This window comes from Saccharothrix deserti (assembly GCF_009769385.1).
Classification (GTDB): domain Bacteria; phylum Actinomycetota; class Actinomycetes; order Mycobacteriales; family Pseudonocardiaceae; genus Actinosynnema; species Actinosynnema deserti.
The window spans coordinates 344,791-362,260 of sequence record NZ_ML775960.1; the positions used below are offsets into that span (position 1 = coordinate 344,791).

General features: G+C 70.7%; 15 protein-coding genes. 4 read left to right on the forward strand and 11 right to left on the reverse strand.

The window, feature by feature from the left end; genetic code table 11:
- Positions 1–30: 30 nt before the first annotated feature.
- Positions 31–555 (reverse strand): hypothetical protein, encoded by a 525-nt coding sequence (locus tag FM051_RS03880; RefSeq protein ID WP_158840658.1) that lies wholly within the window; start codon positions 553–555, stop codon positions 31–33.
- Positions 555–2,450, reverse strand: a complete 1,896-nt coding sequence (dnaG, locus tag FM051_RS03885; protein WP_158840660.1) for a DNA primase — start codon at positions 2,448–2,450, stop codon at positions 555–557. The genes FM051_RS03880 and dnaG overlap by 1 nt, the downstream gene beginning before the upstream one ends.
- A gap of 34 nt (positions 2,451–2,484) precedes the next feature.
- Between dnaG and FM051_RS03890 the strand changes: the two genes are divergently transcribed.
- Positions 2,485–3,408, forward strand: a complete 924-nt coding sequence (locus FM051_RS03890; RefSeq protein WP_238412113.1) for a sigma-70 family RNA polymerase sigma factor — start codon at positions 2,485–2,487, stop codon at positions 3,406–3,408.
- Here FM051_RS03890 and FM051_RS03895 read toward each other — a convergent pair.
- From FM051_RS03895 to FM051_RS03920, 6 genes are all read right to left on the reverse strand, one after another.
- Positions 3,405–3,971: a carboxymuconolactone decarboxylase family protein gene (locus tag FM051_RS03895; protein WP_158840664.1), complete on the reverse strand. Its 567-nt coding sequence runs from the start codon at positions 3,969–3,971 to the stop codon at positions 3,405–3,407. The genes FM051_RS03890 and FM051_RS03895 overlap by 4 nt on opposite strands.
- 63 nt (positions 3,972–4,034) lie before the next feature.
- A complete protein-coding gene (locus FM051_RS03900; RefSeq protein ID WP_158840666.1) occupies positions 4,035–4,598 on the reverse strand; it encodes a Uma2 family endonuclease in 564 nt (187 codons plus the stop codon).
- Between the two features lie 255 nt (positions 4,599–4,853).
- Positions 4,854–5,900, reverse strand: a complete 1,047-nt coding sequence (locus tag FM051_RS03905) for a serpin family protein (RefSeq protein ID WP_158840668.1) — start codon at positions 5,898–5,900, stop codon at positions 4,854–4,856.
- 247 nt (positions 5,901–6,147) lie between these two features.
- Positions 6,148–7,410, reverse strand: a complete 1,263-nt coding sequence (locus FM051_RS03910) for a deoxyguanosinetriphosphate triphosphohydrolase (RefSeq protein WP_158840670.1) — start codon at positions 7,408–7,410, stop codon at positions 6,148–6,150.
- A 29-nt stretch (positions 7,411–7,439) separates the two neighbouring features.
- Positions 7,440–8,129 carry a hypothetical protein gene (locus FM051_RS03915; RefSeq protein WP_158840672.1) on the reverse strand — a complete coding sequence of 230 codons (690 nt, stop codon included), beginning with the start codon at positions 8,127–8,129 and terminating at the stop codon, positions 7,440–7,442.
- A gap of 99 nt (positions 8,130–8,228) precedes the next feature.
- On the reverse strand, positions 8,229–8,810 hold the full coding sequence (locus FM051_RS03920) for a YdcF family protein (RefSeq protein ID WP_338019448.1): 582 nt from the start codon (positions 8,808–8,810) through the stop codon (positions 8,229–8,231).
- 110 nt (positions 8,811–8,920) lie between these two features.
- On the opposite strand from FM051_RS03920, the gene FM051_RS03925 reads away from it, so the two are divergent.
- From FM051_RS03925 to FM051_RS03935, 3 genes are all read left to right on the forward strand, one after another.
- On the forward strand, positions 8,921–9,652 hold the full coding sequence (locus FM051_RS03925) for a Type 1 glutamine amidotransferase-like domain-containing protein (protein WP_158840676.1): 732 nt from the start codon (positions 8,921–8,923) through the stop codon (positions 9,650–9,652).
- A 16-nt stretch (positions 9,653–9,668) separates the two neighbouring features.
- Entirely contained in the window at positions 9,669–10,556 is an 888-nt protein-coding gene (locus tag FM051_RS03930) for a serine hydrolase (RefSeq protein WP_158840678.1), read from the forward strand.
- 81 nt (positions 10,557–10,637) lie between these two features.
- Positions 10,638–11,105, forward strand: a complete 468-nt coding sequence (locus FM051_RS03935) for a DUF6194 family protein (protein WP_158840680.1) — start codon at positions 10,638–10,640, stop codon at positions 11,103–11,105.
- Between the two features lie 39 nt (positions 11,106–11,144).
- Here the strand turns inward: FM051_RS03935 and drmC are convergent, their stop codons facing one another.
- Genes drmC through drmA form a run of 3 tightly spaced genes read right to left on the reverse strand, consistent with a single transcriptional unit; the run spans position 11,145 to position 17,280 of the window.
- Positions 11,145–11,930, reverse strand: a complete 786-nt coding sequence (gene drmC, locus FM051_RS03940) for a DISARM system phospholipase D-like protein DrmC (RefSeq protein WP_158840682.1) — start codon at positions 11,928–11,930, stop codon at positions 11,145–11,147.
- Entirely contained in the window at positions 11,930–13,774 is a 1,845-nt protein-coding gene (gene drmB / locus FM051_RS03945) for a DUF1998 domain-containing protein (RefSeq protein ID WP_202918663.1), read from the reverse strand. Before drmB ends, drmC begins: the two co-directional genes overlap by 1 nt.
- Positions 13,771–17,280 carry a DISARM system helicase DrmA gene (gene drmA, locus FM051_RS03950; protein WP_158840684.1) on the reverse strand — a complete coding sequence of 1,170 codons (3,510 nt, stop codon included), beginning with the start codon at positions 17,278–17,280 and terminating at the stop codon, positions 13,771–13,773. The genes drmB and drmA overlap by 4 nt, the downstream gene beginning before the upstream one ends.
- Between the last annotated feature and the right edge of the window lie 190 nt (positions 17,281–17,470).

The following is a 17,470-nucleotide window of genomic DNA, read 5'->3' on the forward strand; positions in this document are numbered from 1 at the left end:
ACTGCTACAGTACGCGCGTACTGCTGAGAATCAAGAGTCGGCACGCAGCCGAGCGATCTTCGCCGCCACCGACGCCGCGATCTCCCGGACCCGCTCCACATCGGTCCCCGGATCCGGCCGCACCTGCAGCACGACCCCGTCCCGCCCGGTGACCTTGCGCTGGACGAACCACGCCCCGGCCGTCTTGTTGTGTTCCCGGGACTTGATCGACGCCGTCACCCGCGCGTGCACGACCTCGGGCACCTTGCCCGGCGACTCCAGCACGAACCGCTGCGGCACCAGGTCGCGCAGCAGCACGGCCTCACCAGCCATTCCGTCCTCGACCGCCTCGATCACCGACAACGCGTTCCCGCTCCACGTCGCCTTGCTGATCAGGTGCCACCCGACCCGGCGCGGACCGGACTGCCCCGGATCCGGCAACCACAGCCCGGACGTGGTCGCCACCAGCCACGACGACCCGACCGCGGCCGACGCCAGCACGTGCTCGTCGGCCTCCAGCGAACCGGTGAACCCCTCCGGCGCACCCGAGCCGAACAACCTCCGGAACAGCCCCATCACAGCCCGCCCGCCGCTTGTTGCCCCAACGCCTTGTGGTAGTCCTCCAGCGCGATGAGGTCGCCGAACAGCGCCCGGTACTCGTCGGGCTCCTCCACCGGCGACACCCGCCGCAGCCGCGACTTGATCTCGGTGATCTGCCCGGACACCAGGATCTGCTGCAACCGCGCCAGCACGCCCTGCACGTACCGGTACTCGTCGTCCGCCTTGACCCGCAGGGCCTCCACGGACAACTCGGTCAGCACCGACCGCACGGCCTGCTGCCGGCACGCCTGCGACACCGCGTCCAGGAACGCCGGACCCGACAGCCCCGAGGACGCCCCACCGGCCTCCCGGATCGCCTGGTGCAACGCCAGGTACGCGGGGTGCGTGAACGCCTCGTCGGGCAGCGAGTCGTAGTACGGCCCGGCCATCTCCGGCAGCTGCAGCGCCGCCTTCAACGCCTCCCGCTGCGCCCACAACGCCGGGTCACGCGGGTCCGGGCGCGGCGGCCCGTCGACGTCCACCGCCAGCGCGCCCTGGTTCGGGTCGACCGGCGCCGAACGCCGCGAAGGAGCGGGAGCACGGCCGTTCGCCGTCTCACGCACCCGGCGCACCACGGCCGACTCGTCCTCCCAGCCGACCCACCACGCCAACCGCGTCGCGTAACCGTCCCGCTTGGCCCGGTCCTTGATCTGCGCCACGAACGGCACCATCGTCTTCAGCGCCTCGACCCGGCCGTCCACCGAGTCCAGGTCGTAGTCGCGCAGCCGGGTCTTGATGGCGAACTCGAACAGCGGCGTGCGCCGGGCCACCAGGTCCCGCACCGCCACGTCGCCCTTGGCCTGGCGCAGCTCGCACGGGTCCATGCCGTCCGGCGCGATCGCGATGTAGGTCTGCGCGGAGAACGCCTGCTCGCCCTCGAACGCCTTCAGCGCCGCCTTCTGGCCCGCCGCGTCGCCGTCGAACGTGAAGATCACCTCGCCGTTGAGCGAGTCGTCGATCAACAGCCGCCGCAGCACGTTCATGTGGTCGGCGCCGAACGCCGTGCCGCACGACGCGACCGCCGTCGGCACGCCGGCCAGGTGCATGGCCATCACGTCGGTGTAGCCCTCGACCACCACGGCCTGCCTGCGCTTGGCGATCTCCCGCTTGGCCAGGTCCAGCCCGAACAGCACCTGGGACTTCTTGTAGATCGGGCTCTCGCTGGTGTTGAGGTACTTGGCCTGGATCGGGTCGTCGTCGAAGATCCGGCGCGCGCCGAACCCGACGACCTCGCCGCCCATGTCCCGGATCGGCCACAGCAGCCGGCGGTGGAACCGGTCGATCGGCCCCTGCCTGCCCTCCTTGGTCAGCTGGGACTTGATCAGCTCGGTCAGCTCGAACCCGCGCCCGAGCAGGTGCTTGGTGAGCTTGTCCCAGCCGCCGGGCGCGAAACCGCAGCCGAACTGCCTGGCCGCGGCCTCGTCGAAACCGCGTTCGGCCAGGAACTCCCGCGCGGCCAACGCGTCCGGCGACGACAGCTGCTCGGCGTAGAACTCGGCGGCGACCTTGTGCGCCTCGATGAGCCTGCTGCGGGTGCCGCGGTCGCGCTGGACGGTCGCGCCGCCGCCCTCGTAGGTCAGCTGGATGCCCGCCCGGTCGGCCAGCCGCTCGACGGCCTCCACGAAACCGAGGTGTTCGATCTTCATCACGAACGCGATGACGTCGCCGCCCTCGCCGCAACCGAAGCAGTGGAACGTGCCGTGCGAGGGGCGGACGTTGAACGACGGCGACTTCTCGTCGTGGAACGGGCACAGGCCCTTCAGCGCGCCGGCGCCGGCCCCGCGCAGGGAGACGTGGTCGCCCACGACTTCGTCGATCCGGCTCCGGTCACGCACCAACGCGATGTCGCTTTCCCGGATGCGTCCTGCCACGTCGAGCGAGTCTAGTGCTGGCAGACTGGTGCTCGTGACCGCAGGCGAGGAGACCCCGGCAGCAGCCGAGCAGACCCTGGCCTCGACCTTCACCGGCCACCGCTCCCACCTCGTCGGGGTGGCCTACCGGCTCACCGGGAGCGTCGCGGACGCCGAGGACGCGGTGCAGGAGGCGTGGCTGCGGCTGACCGGTCTCAGCGCGGAAGCCCAGGCGGGCATCCGGGACCTGCGGGGCTGGCTGACCACGGTGGTGGGTCGGATCTGCCTGGACCGGCTGCGGTCGGCGGCGGTGCGGCGGGAGCGGTACGTCGGGCAGTGGCTGCCCGAGCCGTTGATCACCTCCGGTGAGGACGACCCGTTGGACGCGGTGGTGCGCGACGACGGCGTGCGGATGGCGGCACTGGTGGTGCTGGACCGGCTCACGCCCGAGCAGCGGGTGGCGTTCGTGCTGCACGACGCGTTCGACGTGCCGTTCGCGGAGATCGCCGACGCGTTGGGCTGCACGGTCGCCACGGCCCGCCAGCACGCCTCGCGGGGCCGTCGGGCGGCGGCCGAGGCCGAGCCGCCGCCGCGGGTGGCGTTGGAGGAGCAGCGCGAGCTCCTGGAACGGTTCCTCGAAGCACTGGCCTCCGGTGACGTGGAGGCGGTGGTCGGCTTGCTGCACCCGGACGTGGTGTTCGTCGGCGACGCGGGCGGCAAGACCAGGACCGCCGTCAACGTGGTCAGCGGCAGGGAGAAGGTGGCCCGCTTCCTGTTCGGCCTGCTGCGCAAGTACGGCGGCGCGCCGACCGGGCTGCCCGTGCTGGTCAACGGCGACCTCGGGCTGCTGTTCCCGGCCCAGGGCGAGGTCGCCGCGCGGGTCAGCGCGTTCGCGGTGCGGGACGGCGTGGTGGCCGGCGTGTACGACATGGCGAACCCGGACAAGCTCGGCCACGTGCCGTTCCCCGAGAACGCCTAGGGCAGCGGCACCAGGCACGCGTCGCCCGAGGTGAACCCCTGGTCGGTGATGCCGAACGCCGAGTTGAACCGGCCGCGCTGGTTCTCCAGCGCGATCAGGTAGGTCAGCTCCACCAGGCCCTTGTGCCCCAGCCGCCGGTCCAGTTCGGCGACCTGCTCGTCGGTGACGGCGGTGGGCGTCTCGGTCATCGCGTCGGCGTAGGCGAGGGCCAGCTTCTCCAGCTCGGTGTACTTGTCGGAGTTCCGGTAGTCGTGGATCTCCTTGAGCCGGTCGACGTCCAGGCCCTCGTGCTTGATCAGCATGGTGCCGAAGTCGACGCACCACGAGCAGCCGAGCTTCACCGCGGTCGCGTAGACCACCAGTTCCCGCAACGACACCGGCAACGTCGTGGCCGCCTTCTCCACACCCAACTCGTGCCGCGCACCGGCCATGAACAGCCTCGGGTGGTGGGCCGACACCGTGAACGGCTCGGGCACCGCGCCGTACCGGCGTTCGGCGAACCGGTAGACGAGCTTCAGCAGCGGGTTGGCCTGCTTGGTCGTGACGACCGGGATCCTGGGCATGTCCCCTCCTCGTTTCGGGTCTTCACCCGGTGGACGAGGAGGGCGCCCACAACGTGACAGCCGTCAGAGCGGGTGGTCGCTGACCAGTCCGTAGGCGGACAGGCGGACTTCGAACGGTTCGGTCACCGTGATCACGGTGGAGCCTTCGGAGACGGCGACTTCCTCGTACTCGCCGTCACGCAGCGCGAGGCAGCGCAGGGACGGCGCGTCCGGGTCGACCAGCCAGTAGTGCGGGCACCCGGCCTGCTGCAGGCGCGTCCGCTTCAGCTCCAGGTCGACGAGCCGGGTGCGGGGCGAGTGGACCTCGATCGCGAGCACCGGCGGCCCGATGAGGGCGCGTTTGGTGAAAGCCGCCCGATCGCCGACCACGACGTCCGGGATGAACACGGTGTCCTCGGCCAGGACGACGTCGACCGGGGCGGGCAGGACTTCCCAGTCGGGCGGGCACACCTTCGTCAACTCGATGACGAGCCGGGCGACGACGCGCTGATGCGTGGGGCGGGGTGAGGGACTCACCAGCAACACCCCGTCCACCAGTTCGTACCGGCGACCGTCATCGGGCATCGACTCCAGGTCTCCCCACGTCAGCGGCCTGCCGCTGGGGAACGCGGGGGGGACACTCGCCATGGTGCGTGCCTTTCTCCGTGTGGTCCACATCCGGAAATGCCCTGATAAAAGGTCCATTAGACCGGAACACCGGCCTGCGTACGACCGCCCTCACTCTAGAGACGCAACGGGTATACCGCCGTTTCGCCGTGCGGCGACCGAAGAGAGCACGAAGGCGACCGAAGGTCACCCGTTCAGAGCAGCGGTAATGGCAAACGAGTTGCCCTGGGGACGAACTCTAAAATTCAGTGAAATCTAGCGGAATAACCATTGTCGTCAGGGCTTGGCGACCTGGGCGAAGAAGAAGATCGCGCCCGTGTCGGCGTGCCGCACCAGCAGCAGGTACGGCCGGTCGACGCGGACCGTGCGGGCGGGTTCGACGGGCATGAACGACGTCAGCCGCATCATCACCGCGGTCGCCGCCGCGCCCTCGAAGCCCTGCTCGTCCAGCCGCAGCACGGCCTCGTGCACCACGTCGTCCACGTACAGCCGGGGATCGGGGCTCAGGCCGGTGAGGTCGGCCGCGCGGGTGAACATCGTGCGCACGCCGACCTCCTGCAACGCGTCGGCGAGCGACACGTTCACGGACAGGTCCAGTTTGGGCAGGAACAGCTCGATCTGCTCCCGGTCCAACGCCTCCAACACCTCGGGCACGCCCTCCGTGCCGCCGAGGTCGCCGTCCGGCAGCAGCACGACCGCCTCCACGCCGCCGCGCGCGGGCAGTCCCACGGCCTGCCACCCGGCCCGCTGCGCGTACCTCATGCTGCCCTCGCGGCGCATGGTCGGGACGTTCCCCGCGTCGCGGAACGGCAGGTCGGCGGTGTCGTGCTCGGGGAACTCCTCCATCCACGCCGCCTTCAGGTACAGCGCGTTGACCAGCGTCGCGACCGTGTCCGACGTGATCGCGCCGGCGGCCAGCAGTTCCGGGATCAGCTGGTGGGTCGTCTCGGCGACGTCGGCGTTGATGAGCTTGCGCGCGCCCTCGGGGTCGTCGACGAACGGCGCGGAGCGGGCCTTCGCGCCGGGCCACCCGGCGAGGTCGGTGAGGAAGCCCTCGTTCAGCGGCAGCGCGTCCCACGCCCACAGCGTGTTGGCCACGGCGAACTCGGCGTCGTCCCCGACCACCGCGCCCTTGAGCACCTTGGCGTGGTCCGCGCCGAGCAGCGCGACCAGCTCCGCCTCCGTCTCGCCGTGCGCCGCCTGTGCGGTCATGCCGAGGGCGCTGGCCACCGAGTACGGCGACCAGCACGCGTTCCGCGTGCGATCAGCCGCGACGGCGTCGTGGAGGGTGAGGGCGAACGTCAGGTGCGCTCGATCAGGCACGAAGTCTCCTTGATCACTACGGGTTCGTCCGGGATCGGACGTTCGCCCGCGCCGCCCATGGGTCCGAGCGGCTGGGGGTGGCGTGGTTCGCGTACGCCGGCGGAACCGTCGTCGGGATCGTCGTCCCACCCGTCGAACGGCGGCTCGGCCCCGACGGGCACCGGATCACGGCTCGGTCGGCGCCACGGCCACGGTCGGCCTGGCGGTCTTGTCGACTCATCGGCCATGACGTCGAGTGTGCCACCGGTCACAGGGGTTCGGGGGCGCTGTCGGCGAGCGCCCGACGCCACGCGACGGCCTGGGCGTCGGTCAGCGCGGCGACCTGGTCGACCACGACGCGCAGCCGTTCGGCGTCCGAGCCGGCGGCGGCCCACGCGGGGTGCAACGCGGGGTCGAGGGTGTCCGGCGCGCGGTGGAGCAGGAGGTGGACCAGCTCGGTGATCAGTTCCCGCTGCAGTCCCTGCATGACCAGCCGGGACGGGTCGCTCATCACGTACCGGACGGCGACCGCCTTGAGCAACGCCACCTCGGCCGCGACCTGCGGCGGCACGACCAGGTCGGCCTGGTAGCGGGTCAGCCGGCCGTCGCCGTGCACCTCGCGGGTGGCGCCGACGGCGGCCGACGCGAACCGGCCGACCAGCTCGCTGGTGAGCCGTTTCAACGCCACCTGGGCCCGCAGCGAGCCGTCGTACTCGGCCAGTTCCGCGATGACGGGCAGTTCCAGCAGTTCGGCGGCGGTGGCTTCGAGGGTGGACACGGGTTCGTCGGAGAAGTGCTTGGCGGCGAGGCCCGCGATGGCGGCCCGTTCCGCCGGGTCGCCGAGGGCAGACAGGTGGATCCGGTGCGCCAGCACGCCGTCCTCCAGGTCGTGCACGGAGTAGGCGACGTCGTCCGCCCAGTCCATGACCTGGGCCTCCAGGCAGCGCTGCCGCTCCGGCGCGCCGTCGCGCAGCCAGGCGAACACGTCGAGGTCGTCGTCGTAGGCGCCGAACTTCACCATGCCCGGCCGGCGCGCCCACGGGTACTTGGTGGCCGCGTCGAGGCACGCGCGGGTCAGGTTGAGCCCCTTGGCGGTCTTCGGTTCCAGCCGGGTCAGGATGCGCAGGGTCTGGGCGTTGCCCTCGAAGCCGCCGCACGACCCGGCGAGTTCGTTGAGCGCGCGTTCCCCGTTGTGCCCGAACGGGGGGTGCCCGATGTCGTGCGCGAGACCGGCCGTGTCGACCACGTCCGGATCGCACCCCAGCTCCTCGCCGATGCCCCGGCCGATCTGGGCGACCTCCAACGAGTGGGTGAGCCGGGTGCGCGGCACACCGGTCACCTCGGCGCCCTCACCGGGGCCGACGACCTGGGTCTTGCCCGCCAGCCTGCGCAGCGCGGCCGAGTGCAGCACCCGCGCCCGGTCCCGGGAGAACGGCGAGCGGCGCTCGGTGCGCGCCCCGGGCAGCACCGCTCCCTTGGCCTGCTCGGGGAGCAGCCGCGCGGAGTCGTGTTCGGTGTAGCCCTGACTCATCCACCCAGGGTAAGCGAGCCGATCAGCCGTCAGTCGGAACCGGCACGGCGACGGCGGATCAGCAGCCTGCCGCCGACCGCCACCACGAGGAGGGCGGCCCCGCCGATGACCCACAGCTCCCACCGCGGGCCGGTGTGCCCGGAGACCGCGACCAGCTCGCCTTCGCCGGGTGTGGCGGTGATGTCCCGCGGCGCGAGGATCCAGTCGTCCGCGTCGAGCAGGTCGTTGTTCCGGCGGAAGTCGTCCAGCCCTTCGAGGTACAGCCCGCCGTCATCGTCGACGAGCGCACTGGAGCCGTCGGATTTGCGCGCCACGTACAGCGTCATCCACTCGAGGCGGCCGGTGTCGCCCCGTTTGACCAGGACGTTGCGTTGGTGGACCGTTCCGTCCAGGCCGGCGAAGCCCTGCGCCGCTTTGGTCACCGCGACGCTCAGGTCGCAGCCCTCCATCGAACCCATCAGGTCGTCGCCGCACTGGTCGGCGGCGAACAGCCGGTACTGGACCTGGCTCACGCTGCCCATGGACGCCATGTTGGCGCGTCGATCACCGGCGGTCGCACCCTGGAACGGGTCCCCCTTGACGTTCGTCGCGTCCAGGTACTCGCGGAACAGGTCGGTCGTGGTCGGCTCGGCCGACGAACCACAACCGGCCATCAGCAGTGCGGCGAACACGCCTGCGACCGCGCCTGCGACCGCGCGGATGGCGACACCGGTGGTCATGGCAGCTCACTCCGGGACGTCGGCGGAAGTTGGTCGCGCACGACGCTAACGACGCGTTCAGCCCCGGCGGGTCCGTTGGCCGGATGCGGACACGCGGTTCTACAGCAGGATGCCGTCGAAGGCGCCGGCCGGGGCCTTCGTCAGGTGGTAGTAGAGCAGCGCGCCGGTCTCGCGGCGGATGTAGAACAGCTGGGTCTCGCGGGTCTGCACGTTCGGGCCGCTGCGGGTCGGGGACGTCCACGCGGACAGGCCCTCGTCCTCGGCCATCGTCCGGGCGCGCAGGGAGTGCCACGGGTCGCTGACGATCACGGCGGTCGTGAGGGACTTCTCACGTGCGGCGGCGGCGAGCGCGCGGATGCTGCCGAGGGTGTCGGTGCCCTCGCCGACTTCGAGGATCCGGTCGGCGGGCACGTTGTTGGCCTCCAACCAGAGCCGGCCGGCCTCGCCCTCGGTGTAGTTGTCGCCGGGCTGCCGGCCGCCGGTGGTGGCGATGTAGCTGACCACGCCCTGGTCGTACAGCCGGCGCGCGTGCTCCAGCCGTGCCTCCAACACCTCGGACGGCACGCCGTTGTACTGGGCGGCGCCGAGGACGACGGCCATGTCCGCGTGCGTGCGGTCGTCGGCGCGGGCCACCTGCCACACGCGGAAGGCCGTGCCGCCGACGACGAGGAGTCCGATCACGAGCCCGCCGAGCACTGTGCGTGTGACAAGTCGGATGAGTCTCGGCAGTAACGTCACGCACCGGATAATTCCACACCCGGCCGGCGTCGACCGCTGCCAGGATCGCACCCATGGCTGCAGACCAACCGACGATCGTGGCGACCTCAGGTGGTTTCCGCGCCGGGCACCGCACCAACCTGGAGTTCCACCGACTCGTCCACCACGCCGTCGACCTCTCCGGCGTGCACGGCCGCAAGCCCCGGCTGTGCTACATCGGCACGGCCGCCGGCGACCAGCGGTGGTTCAACGCGAACATCTCCGAAGCGGGCCAGGTGGCGGGCTGGGAGGTGTCGCACCTGAACCTGTTCACCATGCCGCCGACCACCGACCTCACCGGCTGGGTCGGCGAGCACGACGTGGTGTGGGTCGGCGGCGGTTCGGTGGCGAACCTGCTCGCGGTGTGGCAGGTGCACGACCTCGGCTCGGCCTTGCGCACGGCGTGGCAGGACGGCGTCGTGCTCGCCGGCGTGTCCGCCGGGTCGATCTGCTGGTACCAGGGCGGCGCGACGGACTCGTTCGGGCCGGAGCTGCGCGTGATCACCAACGGCCTGGGCTTCCTGCCCTACGGCAACGGGGTGCACTACGACACCGAACAGGCGCGGCGGCCGACGATCCACGCGGCGGTGGCGTCGGGTGTGCTGCCGGTGACGCACTGCACCGACGACGGCGCCGGGCTCGTCTACCACGGCACCGAACTCGTCGAGGCGGTGTCCGAACGGGCCACGGGCGGCGCGTACGTCGTGCGGCGCGACGAGTCTTCAGGAACCGCACAGGAGGAATCACTCGACATCAGGCGGTTGTGAAACGGACTGTAGAGATGTGGGAAGACGCTGGTGGATGGTCCTCGTCGCGCTGGTCGTCGGCGTGACCGCGGTGGTGTACCCGGAACAGTCCGGGTGCACCGCGCACGCGTCGCTCGCCGTGCCCTCGACCACCGACGTGCCGGCGACCACCTCGGCGGAGACCCCGCACCCGGCCGCGCCACGTACCGCCGAGACACCCGCCCCGGACCTCTCGGCGGCGGTGGCGCGGGCGGTCGAGGTCGGCGGCGGTGTCGATCTCGGGCTGGCCGTCGTCGACCTGGACACCGGCGCCGCGGCCGGGCACAACGCCGACACCCCGTTCCGCTCGGCGTCGTTGAGCAAACTGCTCGTGGCCGTCGACATGCTGACGTCGGGCGAACTGCCGGAGGCCGACCGCCAACGCCTGGAGCGCGCGCTCAGCTTGAGCGACGACAACGCCATGAATGCGTTGTGGACGTTGCACGACGGCATGGGCGCGATCGACCGCGTGGCCGCCCAGGCGGGCATGACCAACACCCACGCCCCGCAGGACGCCTCCCAGTGGGGCGATGTCGAGGTGTCGGCCAACGACTTCGCGAAGCTCTACCAGTACGTCCTGACCGAACTCCCGGACGCCGAGCGCGATTTCATCGTCAACGCCCTGTCCACCGCCTCCCCCACCGCCGCGGACGGCTTCGACCAGGCGTACGGCCTCCTCGCGCCGGGTGTCGGCGGCTACGCCAAGCAGGGCTGGATGTGGTACCTGCCGGCGGACTTCTACCTGCACAGCGCGGGCGTCGTCGGCGGCCGGTTCGCCGTCGCCGTGCTGTCGATCCAGACGGGCGTCGGCGAGCGGGCCGCGAAGGACCGACTGACCGGCATCACGTCGACCCTGCTGGGCGGGCTCACCAATCAGCCCGGTTGAGGGTTTGACCCGAGCCACCAGGCGTTTTTCTGGCTTTTTGCCAAAAAGTCTCACAAAGGAGTTCAAAGATACGCTTGAAGGGTGAACGCAGATGAATTGAAGAACCACATTGTTTCGACTTACGACGGAATCCGGGTCATGGAGGCCTCCGAGGACACGTTCTTCATCTACGACCCCGACGGCGATCTCCCACCGGAACGCCAGATGCCGTTCGCGACGATCGTGACCGACGACAACTACGACCGCGTCTCCGACCTGGGCCGACCGGGCGCCTACCGGCTGAACATCGGCGTGACCAAGGCGACCTACACCGCGTTGTTCGGCACCCCGCCCACCCGGCGCGACGAAGACGGCGTGCTGGACACCGGATTCGACTACTCGGTGCGGGACCGCCTGATGCCGCACCCGTTCTACGCGTCGCAGTACTGGGTCTGCGTGGTGACGCCGAGCGAGGAAACCCTCGACACCGTCCGCCCGATGATCGCCGAGGCGCACGAGTTCGCGGCCCGCAAGTACGCCAACCACCAGGCACGGCAGAGGAAATCGTGAGCGAGCCGGTCGAGGGCGGCCAGGGTGGAAACGGCCTCGTCACCCAGCCAGGCGGGTGAGACAGCGGGCTTCCGGGCGCATCAACGCACGGAAGTGCTCGTCGAGCTTGCCCGCGAGGTCCGGATCTCGTAACAGCACACCGACCTCGATGTTGTCGGCCAGTCCGCGGTTGGTGAGGTTCGCACTGCCGAGCAGCGCGCTCGCGGCGTCAGCCACCACGACCTTCGCGTGCAACGACGACGATCCACCCCGGTACTCGGCCGGCCAGTGCCAGAACGACGCCACGTCGCGTAACGCGGTGAACGCCTCGGCGGCGCCCGGCCCGCGCAGAGTGCCGCCGACGTCGGTGGACGTCTCGACGACCAGGTCGAGCCGCACACCGCGGTGAGCGGCCGCCAGCAGTTGCCGAACCACCTCGGCCACACCGTAGGCCGCGAAGCTGACCACCAGCAGCCGGCCTGTCGCCCGCCGCACCAGGTCGACCACGACCGAACTCGTGAGCCTGACCGGCACAGCGCTGGTCACCGGCCCGCTGGCCACCAGCCGGGCGCGGTCGTGGTCGGCTTTGTCGTGCACGGTCGCGGCGGCGGACAGCGCCAGTGCGACCGCCTCGCCGGACAGCAGCGGTGCGTGCCTGCTCCACGACGCGATCAGCTGTCGTGCCGCCCCGGACGCCTCCGTGCCGGGTTCCCTGCTGATCAGCCGTTCCTCGACGGCGACCAGCGGACCGGGCGCGTGCTCCAACACGGTGCACCAGTTCGCGACCTGGTCGTCGGACAGCCTGCGGGCCAGGCCCGCCAGTTCCGCCGCGAATTCCCGGTCCATCAGCCGAAGAACCCCGAGCCGGTCGAGGTCAGCGTGTCCACCAGCAGCGCCCGGTCCAGGTACTGGTTGCCACGTTCGCACGAGGTCTCCGACGCGAAGAGGCACGCGTGGCAGGCCGCACCGTAGAGCCGGGCGTGCTCGCGCGGGTCGTGCTCGGCGCACAGCGGATCACTGCTGCACAACCGCGCCGCGGCGAGCGCGCGTTCGATCAGGGCTCCGAGGTTCTGCTGTTCACCGAGGCTGACCAGCCCGCCCAGGGTGCCTTCGCTGTCGGGTGCGGCGGTGTAGAGCAGAACGCCCGCCATCGGCCGGTCACCCGTGGCGGCGTAGATCCGTTCCCCGATCCCGGACGCGCTGTAGCCGGATTCCAGCGCGAGTTCCCGGATCAACGCGTGGGCGAAGGTGTGCAAGAGCACGTACCGCGCGCCGGGCCAGGCGTCACGGTCGAGCCGACGACGTTCCCGCCACTGGTGGTGGGCCGGTTCGAGCACCCGGCGTCCGCGTTCGCGCACCGCGTCGTTCCGCTCCCAGTGCGAGAGGCGCTGCTCGGAGAACTGGATGAAGATGCCCTCGCCGCGCATCTCGGCACACGGCACCCACGTCGGCGGATCGATCGACAGCGGCGCACGGCGCACGTCGGCGGCCCCCGGTTCACCCCACTCGGGGGCGTCGATGCGGGTGAAGCCGTAGAGCGCGGCGACCTCGCGCAGGCGGGTCACCAGCACGACCTTCTCCAGCCAGCTGTCGGTGCCCCTGGGCCGGTTCTCGCGGCGAGTGGTGAAGTCGGGCAATTCGTACGGATCGCCCTCGCTGAAGGTCTGCCACTCGGGAGTGAGCAAGTCGTGGTCGTCGACCGGCTGCCGATCGGGCGGCGATTCGGCATGTCGTCGAATCGCCTCCCACACCTTGTCCTCGCCGTAGGGTTCGAGTTCCGGCCAACAGCGCTGGGTGCGCATCAGGTTCTTGGCGATGCCCTCGGGCAGCGCCGCCAACAGACCCAGTTGGCCCCAGAACTCGGCTACCAGCTGGTCCACCGCTTCGTCGGCGCGAGGAAGGCTGAACGCGCGCAGCTGCATGGCGAACCAGCTGTTGGTGGCGCCGAGCACCAGGGTGCGCGGCTGCTTGTCGCAGTCCTCGTAGGTGCCCAGGTGCGGGTGGCGCCCGCGGCACAGCGGCAGGTTCTCCGCGGCCGCCGCACCCAGCGCCTGCGCCATGCTCTGCTGGTTGCCGCATTCGCCGCAGCTGACGACGATGTTGGCCGCTTCACCGGTGGTGCCGCGTTCGGCGAGCTTCAGGGAGTGACCCGATTCCGGGACCGATCCTTTGTGGACGAAGTACTGCCACGGGAAGTCGTCCAGGTGCCCGTTGTCACAGGCGAGCACGAATCGCGCGGGCACGGCGACCGGTCGGGTCGTGCGACCACCCCGGCAGTTGTGCACGTACCGCACCCGGTCGGGGTTGAACATGTCGTGGATCAGCTCGAAGTACCCGGCGTCGGCACGGCCCAGCTGGTTGCACCGGGTGTCCGAGCAACGCAGCCAGGTGGGGAACAGGCCGACCGGCACACCGACCTTGGCCCACTCGCCGAACACGTCACTGGTCTCCGGCAGGTGCGGTGGCTGCCGGAGCGCCTCGACCTGCGTGCCCAACCGGGTGCGGACGGCCGCGAGCAGCCGTTCCTCGGTGATCTCGGTCGCGTGGCGGAGTTCCCAGCGGTCCAGCCCCATCGTCACGACCGAGAGGTTGGGCAGGTCCGCGACCGCGCCGACGCCGTAGGTGTGCAGCAGTTGGTTGGGCCGCAGCGCGCCGACTCTGCTGGTGCGGGGACGGTCGGGCGCGGTCACAGTGCACTCCCGGTCGGGTCGGCTTCGTCGGTCGGCGCGCGGAACGCCGGTTCGGTGTCCCACGGGTCGATCCCCGGGAGCAGCTGCAACTGCACGCCAGGCTCGACGTCACGCAGGGAGGTGGGCGCGACCAGCGGGCTTCGCCCCGCCACGCCCGGCCGGCGCAGCAACCCGGCGATGTCCTCGCTGACCCGAGGTTGGTCGTAGGCGAGCCGGCGGCCCGGAACGGCCCGTTCCCTGGCCCACATGTCCAGGCGCAGGTCGAGCTGGTCGGTGATGCGCTGGGTGATGTGGCGTGGCCTCCCGCCCGCTCGCCTGCCGAGGAACCGCACCACGTGATCGGCCAGTTCCGAGTGCCGGTCGAAGTCCTGCGCACGGAGGTTGCCGTTGTACGCCTGCTCCAGTTCCCGCACCAGCGCCACCATGACACCGGTCAGGCCGCGGTCGATGGCGCGGTCGGCGAACGGCGTGACCGACAGGGCCTCCACGCGCCGGTAGAAGGTCTGGTGGAAGTGCTCGAACGTCTCGTAGTGCGACAGGTCGCGGGGCCGGGCCCAGTTGTAGACGGTGAACACCAGCCCCGGTGCCTGGCGACCGACGCGACTGGTCGCCTGGATGTACTCGGCGGTGGACTTGGGCTGGTTGGTCACGACCATGACACCCAGCCGGGACACGTCCACACCGACCGCGATCATGTTGGTGGCCAGCAGCACGTCGATCGGCGCGGCCGTCCCCTTGGGCCTGGTCCCGGTGAAGGGGATCTGGAGTTCGTCGAGCAGCGGGCGGATGGCGTCGGAGCTCAGCCGTGAGGTCAGCTCCTTCTGCTTCGGGTCGTACCGCCTGGCCAGCCCGCGCGCGTCCGCCCTGGCCAGGCGGGCGCTGACGTCGTCCTCGACGAGCCTGCGCATACCGCCCAGGTCGCGGAGGCTGTTGAAGTAGCCGACCAGGGTCATGTACGGGTCCGTCACCTCGTTGCGCCCGTATTGCTCGTGCAGCCGCTGCGCCGCGCCGAGCACGGAGACGTAGACCCGGATCAGGGTGGACTTGATGCGGGAACCGTGGGCGCAGATGCCGACGTAGCGACGGCCGGGCCGCTCGTCGATCGGCCGCTGCCGGGCGAAGTAGCTGTCGTCGATGGTGAGGCCGGGTGGCGGGAAGACCTCGGTCCGGCGGTGGAACAGGTCGTGGATCTGCCGGGTCGCGCGGCGGACCGTCGCCGTGGACGCGATCACCTTGGGCCGCACGGACCGGCCGCCTTCGAGCTTCCACGTCGCCAACCGGTCGACGGCGGTCTCGTACAGCCCGACCAACGATCCGAGCGGGCCGGAGATGAGGTGCAGCTCGTCCTGGATGATCAGGTCGGGTGGCCGGATGGCGCTCGTGCCGACCACGCGGCCGGGGTGCCTGGCCCGCTCCCAGTCGGCCTGTTCCAGGTCTTCGGTCAGGTACCCGTGCTGCTCGCAGCGCTTGCTGACGCGCCCGAACAGCGCCGCCGTCTCCCCCTTCCAGGGCAGCTGCGCGAACTTGTCCACGGTGGCGATCAGCAGGGCGGGCGGATGGCGGTAGATCTCCTCGTCCACCACGAGCACCGGCAGTCCCCGGTTCGACACCTCCGTCGGCCCCGCGATGGAGCCGAACGGGCAGAACACGTCGGAGCACTGGATCAGCGTCCGCCGGCGGGTCGGGTCGACCTCGATGTCGCGCCCCTTCTCGATCGCGGCGCCGCACCAGGGACAGCTGGTGAGCTGGTGCGGCGAGCCCTGCCCGAGGGTCGGCCTGCCGCTGGAGCGGCGGACCTCCTTGACCCAGTCGGCGGCGTGGTCGGTGCGGTTGGGCGTGACCCGGCCGCCTACCCACAGCCCGATGCGGAACGGCGCGGAACCCCAGGTCGCCTCATCGTCACGCCGCAGCACCTCGGTGGCGCAGATGAGCGTGGTCGCCCTCTCGAACTGCTGGATGGTCAGCAGCCGCAGCGTGTACCGCATCAGAACGGCCACACCCTCGTCCGCGCGCAGCCCGCCGTACGCGGGTTGGAGCCTGCGGATCGCCAGCGTGAAAGCGGTGAGCCCCAGGTACGCCTCGGTCTTGCCGCCACCGGTCGGGAACCACAGCAGGTCGACCAGACCGTCGTCGGCGCCCTCGGACCGCTCGACGTGCCGCGGGTCGGCCAACGCGGGCAGGTTGAGCAGGATGAACGCGAGCTGGAACGGTCGCCAACTGCGGTTGCGCGGCACGTCGACCTCCGTGACCACGTCGTCGAGCAGCTTCGACGGGTGCGCGCGCCGCTCGTCGGCGGCGATGGTGTGCAGGCGCTGCCGGGCCATCGCGCGGTTGGCGAAACCGAACGCCTTGCGCGCGTGGGCATCGGTCTCCAGCAGCTCCACCCCGGCCTCGATGCGGTCGGCCGCACGTCGTGCGGCGATCAGCGCGTTCAGCGCCTCGTCACGGTGGCCGTCGAGGTGCGCGTCGGATGCGTCCACTTCCCCGGCACGCCGGTCGATCCAGTCCCGGTAGCCGGTCACCAGCGGGCGCAGCACTGCCGACAGCTCTTCCGACGGCCCTTCCGCGAGATCCGCGAGCCGGGTCATGTCGAGCACGACATCACGCAACGCGGTCAGGTCGGCGTCCCGTTCGGGGTCCGGAACGTCCGTCGCGGGCATCTCGATGTCCGGCACGGTGCGCGTGGTCAGCCGAATTGCCCGCAACGACCGGTCGGTGTGCCGGTCCGCGTGCACGGCCACACCATGACCGACCGCGAACTCGGGGGTGAAGCGGTAGGCCATGGCGAGGCCCCGTTGCTCGGCCTGGTCGGCCTTGTGCCCACCGGAGGGCCGGTCCGGCCTGGGGAGGAACACCTCGGCCCCGTCCGGCGCTGCGGCCGACAACTCCACCTGGAACAACCAGTCCGCCGATGCCCGACCGGACCCGCGTGGCTGCCGGTTCTCCAGGAACAGCGACACCAGCCAGTCGTCGTCGTGGCGACGAACCCGCCCGCGTACGACGACGTTCGGCGCTTCCGCGTGCGCCGGCACGGGCGGCAACAGCCCTTCCTGGAGCGCCGCTTCGTTCAGCGCGACCGTGACGACACCGCTCATCGGAACACGCCGCCAGACGCGGTCCGGCAAGCCTTCCCCGGTCTCCGCCACGACGCGTTCGTAGCGCGCCCACTCGGCGTTCACCTCCAGCGTTTCGACGTCACCGGCGACGGTCGCGGTGAACCCGATCGACGACAGCGCGAGGCTGGCCATGTTGGGCGCGCTCGGCTCCTGGCCGCCCTCCTCGGGATCGATGGCCGGGCTCTCGGCCAACTCGTCCTGGGTCTCGGGCTCGATCACCTCACCGCGCGGTGCGAGCCTGCCCAGCGGATAGCGGTCCAGCGGGTCCTCGCGGGTGAACTCCTCGTGCTCGCCCTCCAGCGGCCCGAGCAGGTCGGCGAGCACCAACCGCTGCAACTCGTCGCGGATGGCCCGCGCCTCGGGCACGGCCAGGACGGGCTTCTCGCTCATGGCCGTACGGTAGCCGGCCACACCGACCGTAATGAATTCCGCACCCCTCCGCTAGGACCCTGTGGCGACCAAAACAGGGCAGATCAATAGCACGGCGCTGAATACGAAAACGGCGGCCAAACCGCCACTGACCGTTGCCGAACAGCACGGCGAATGGCTGACACTGCTACGCCCAACCGGTCCGTTCATC

Bases quoted from the DNA above. Each gene is read 5' to 3' on its own strand.
- FM051_RS03880 (WP_158840658.1), bottom strand. From the start codon at position 555: ATGGGGCTGTTCCGGAGGTTGTTCGGCTCGGGTGCGCCGGAGGGGTTC.
- FM051_RS03895 (WP_158840664.1), bottom strand. From the start codon at position 3,971: ATGCCCAGGATCCCGGTCGTCACGACCAAGCAGGCCAACCCGCTGCTG.
- FM051_RS03900 (WP_158840666.1), bottom strand. From the start codon at position 4,598: ATGGCGAGTGTCCCCCCCGCGTTCCCCAGCGGCAGGCCGCTGACGTGG.
- FM051_RS03910 (WP_158840670.1), bottom strand. From the start codon at position 7,410: ATGAGTCAGGGCTACACCGAACACGACTCCGCGCGGCTGCTCCCCGAG.
- FM051_RS03915 (WP_158840672.1), bottom strand. From the start codon at position 8,129: ATGACCACCGGTGTCGCCATCCGCGCGGTCGCAGGCGCGGTCGCAGGC.
- FM051_RS03925 (WP_158840676.1), top strand. From the start codon at position 8,921: ATGGCTGCAGACCAACCGACGATCGTGGCGACCTCAGGTGGTTTCCGC.
- drmC (WP_158840682.1), bottom strand. From the start codon at position 11,930: ATGGACCGGGAATTCGCGGCGGAACTGGCGGGCCTGGCCCGCAGGCTG.
- drmA (WP_158840684.1), bottom strand. From the start codon at position 17,280: ATGAGCGAGAAGCCCGTCCTGGCCGTGCCCGAGGCGCGGGCCATCCGC.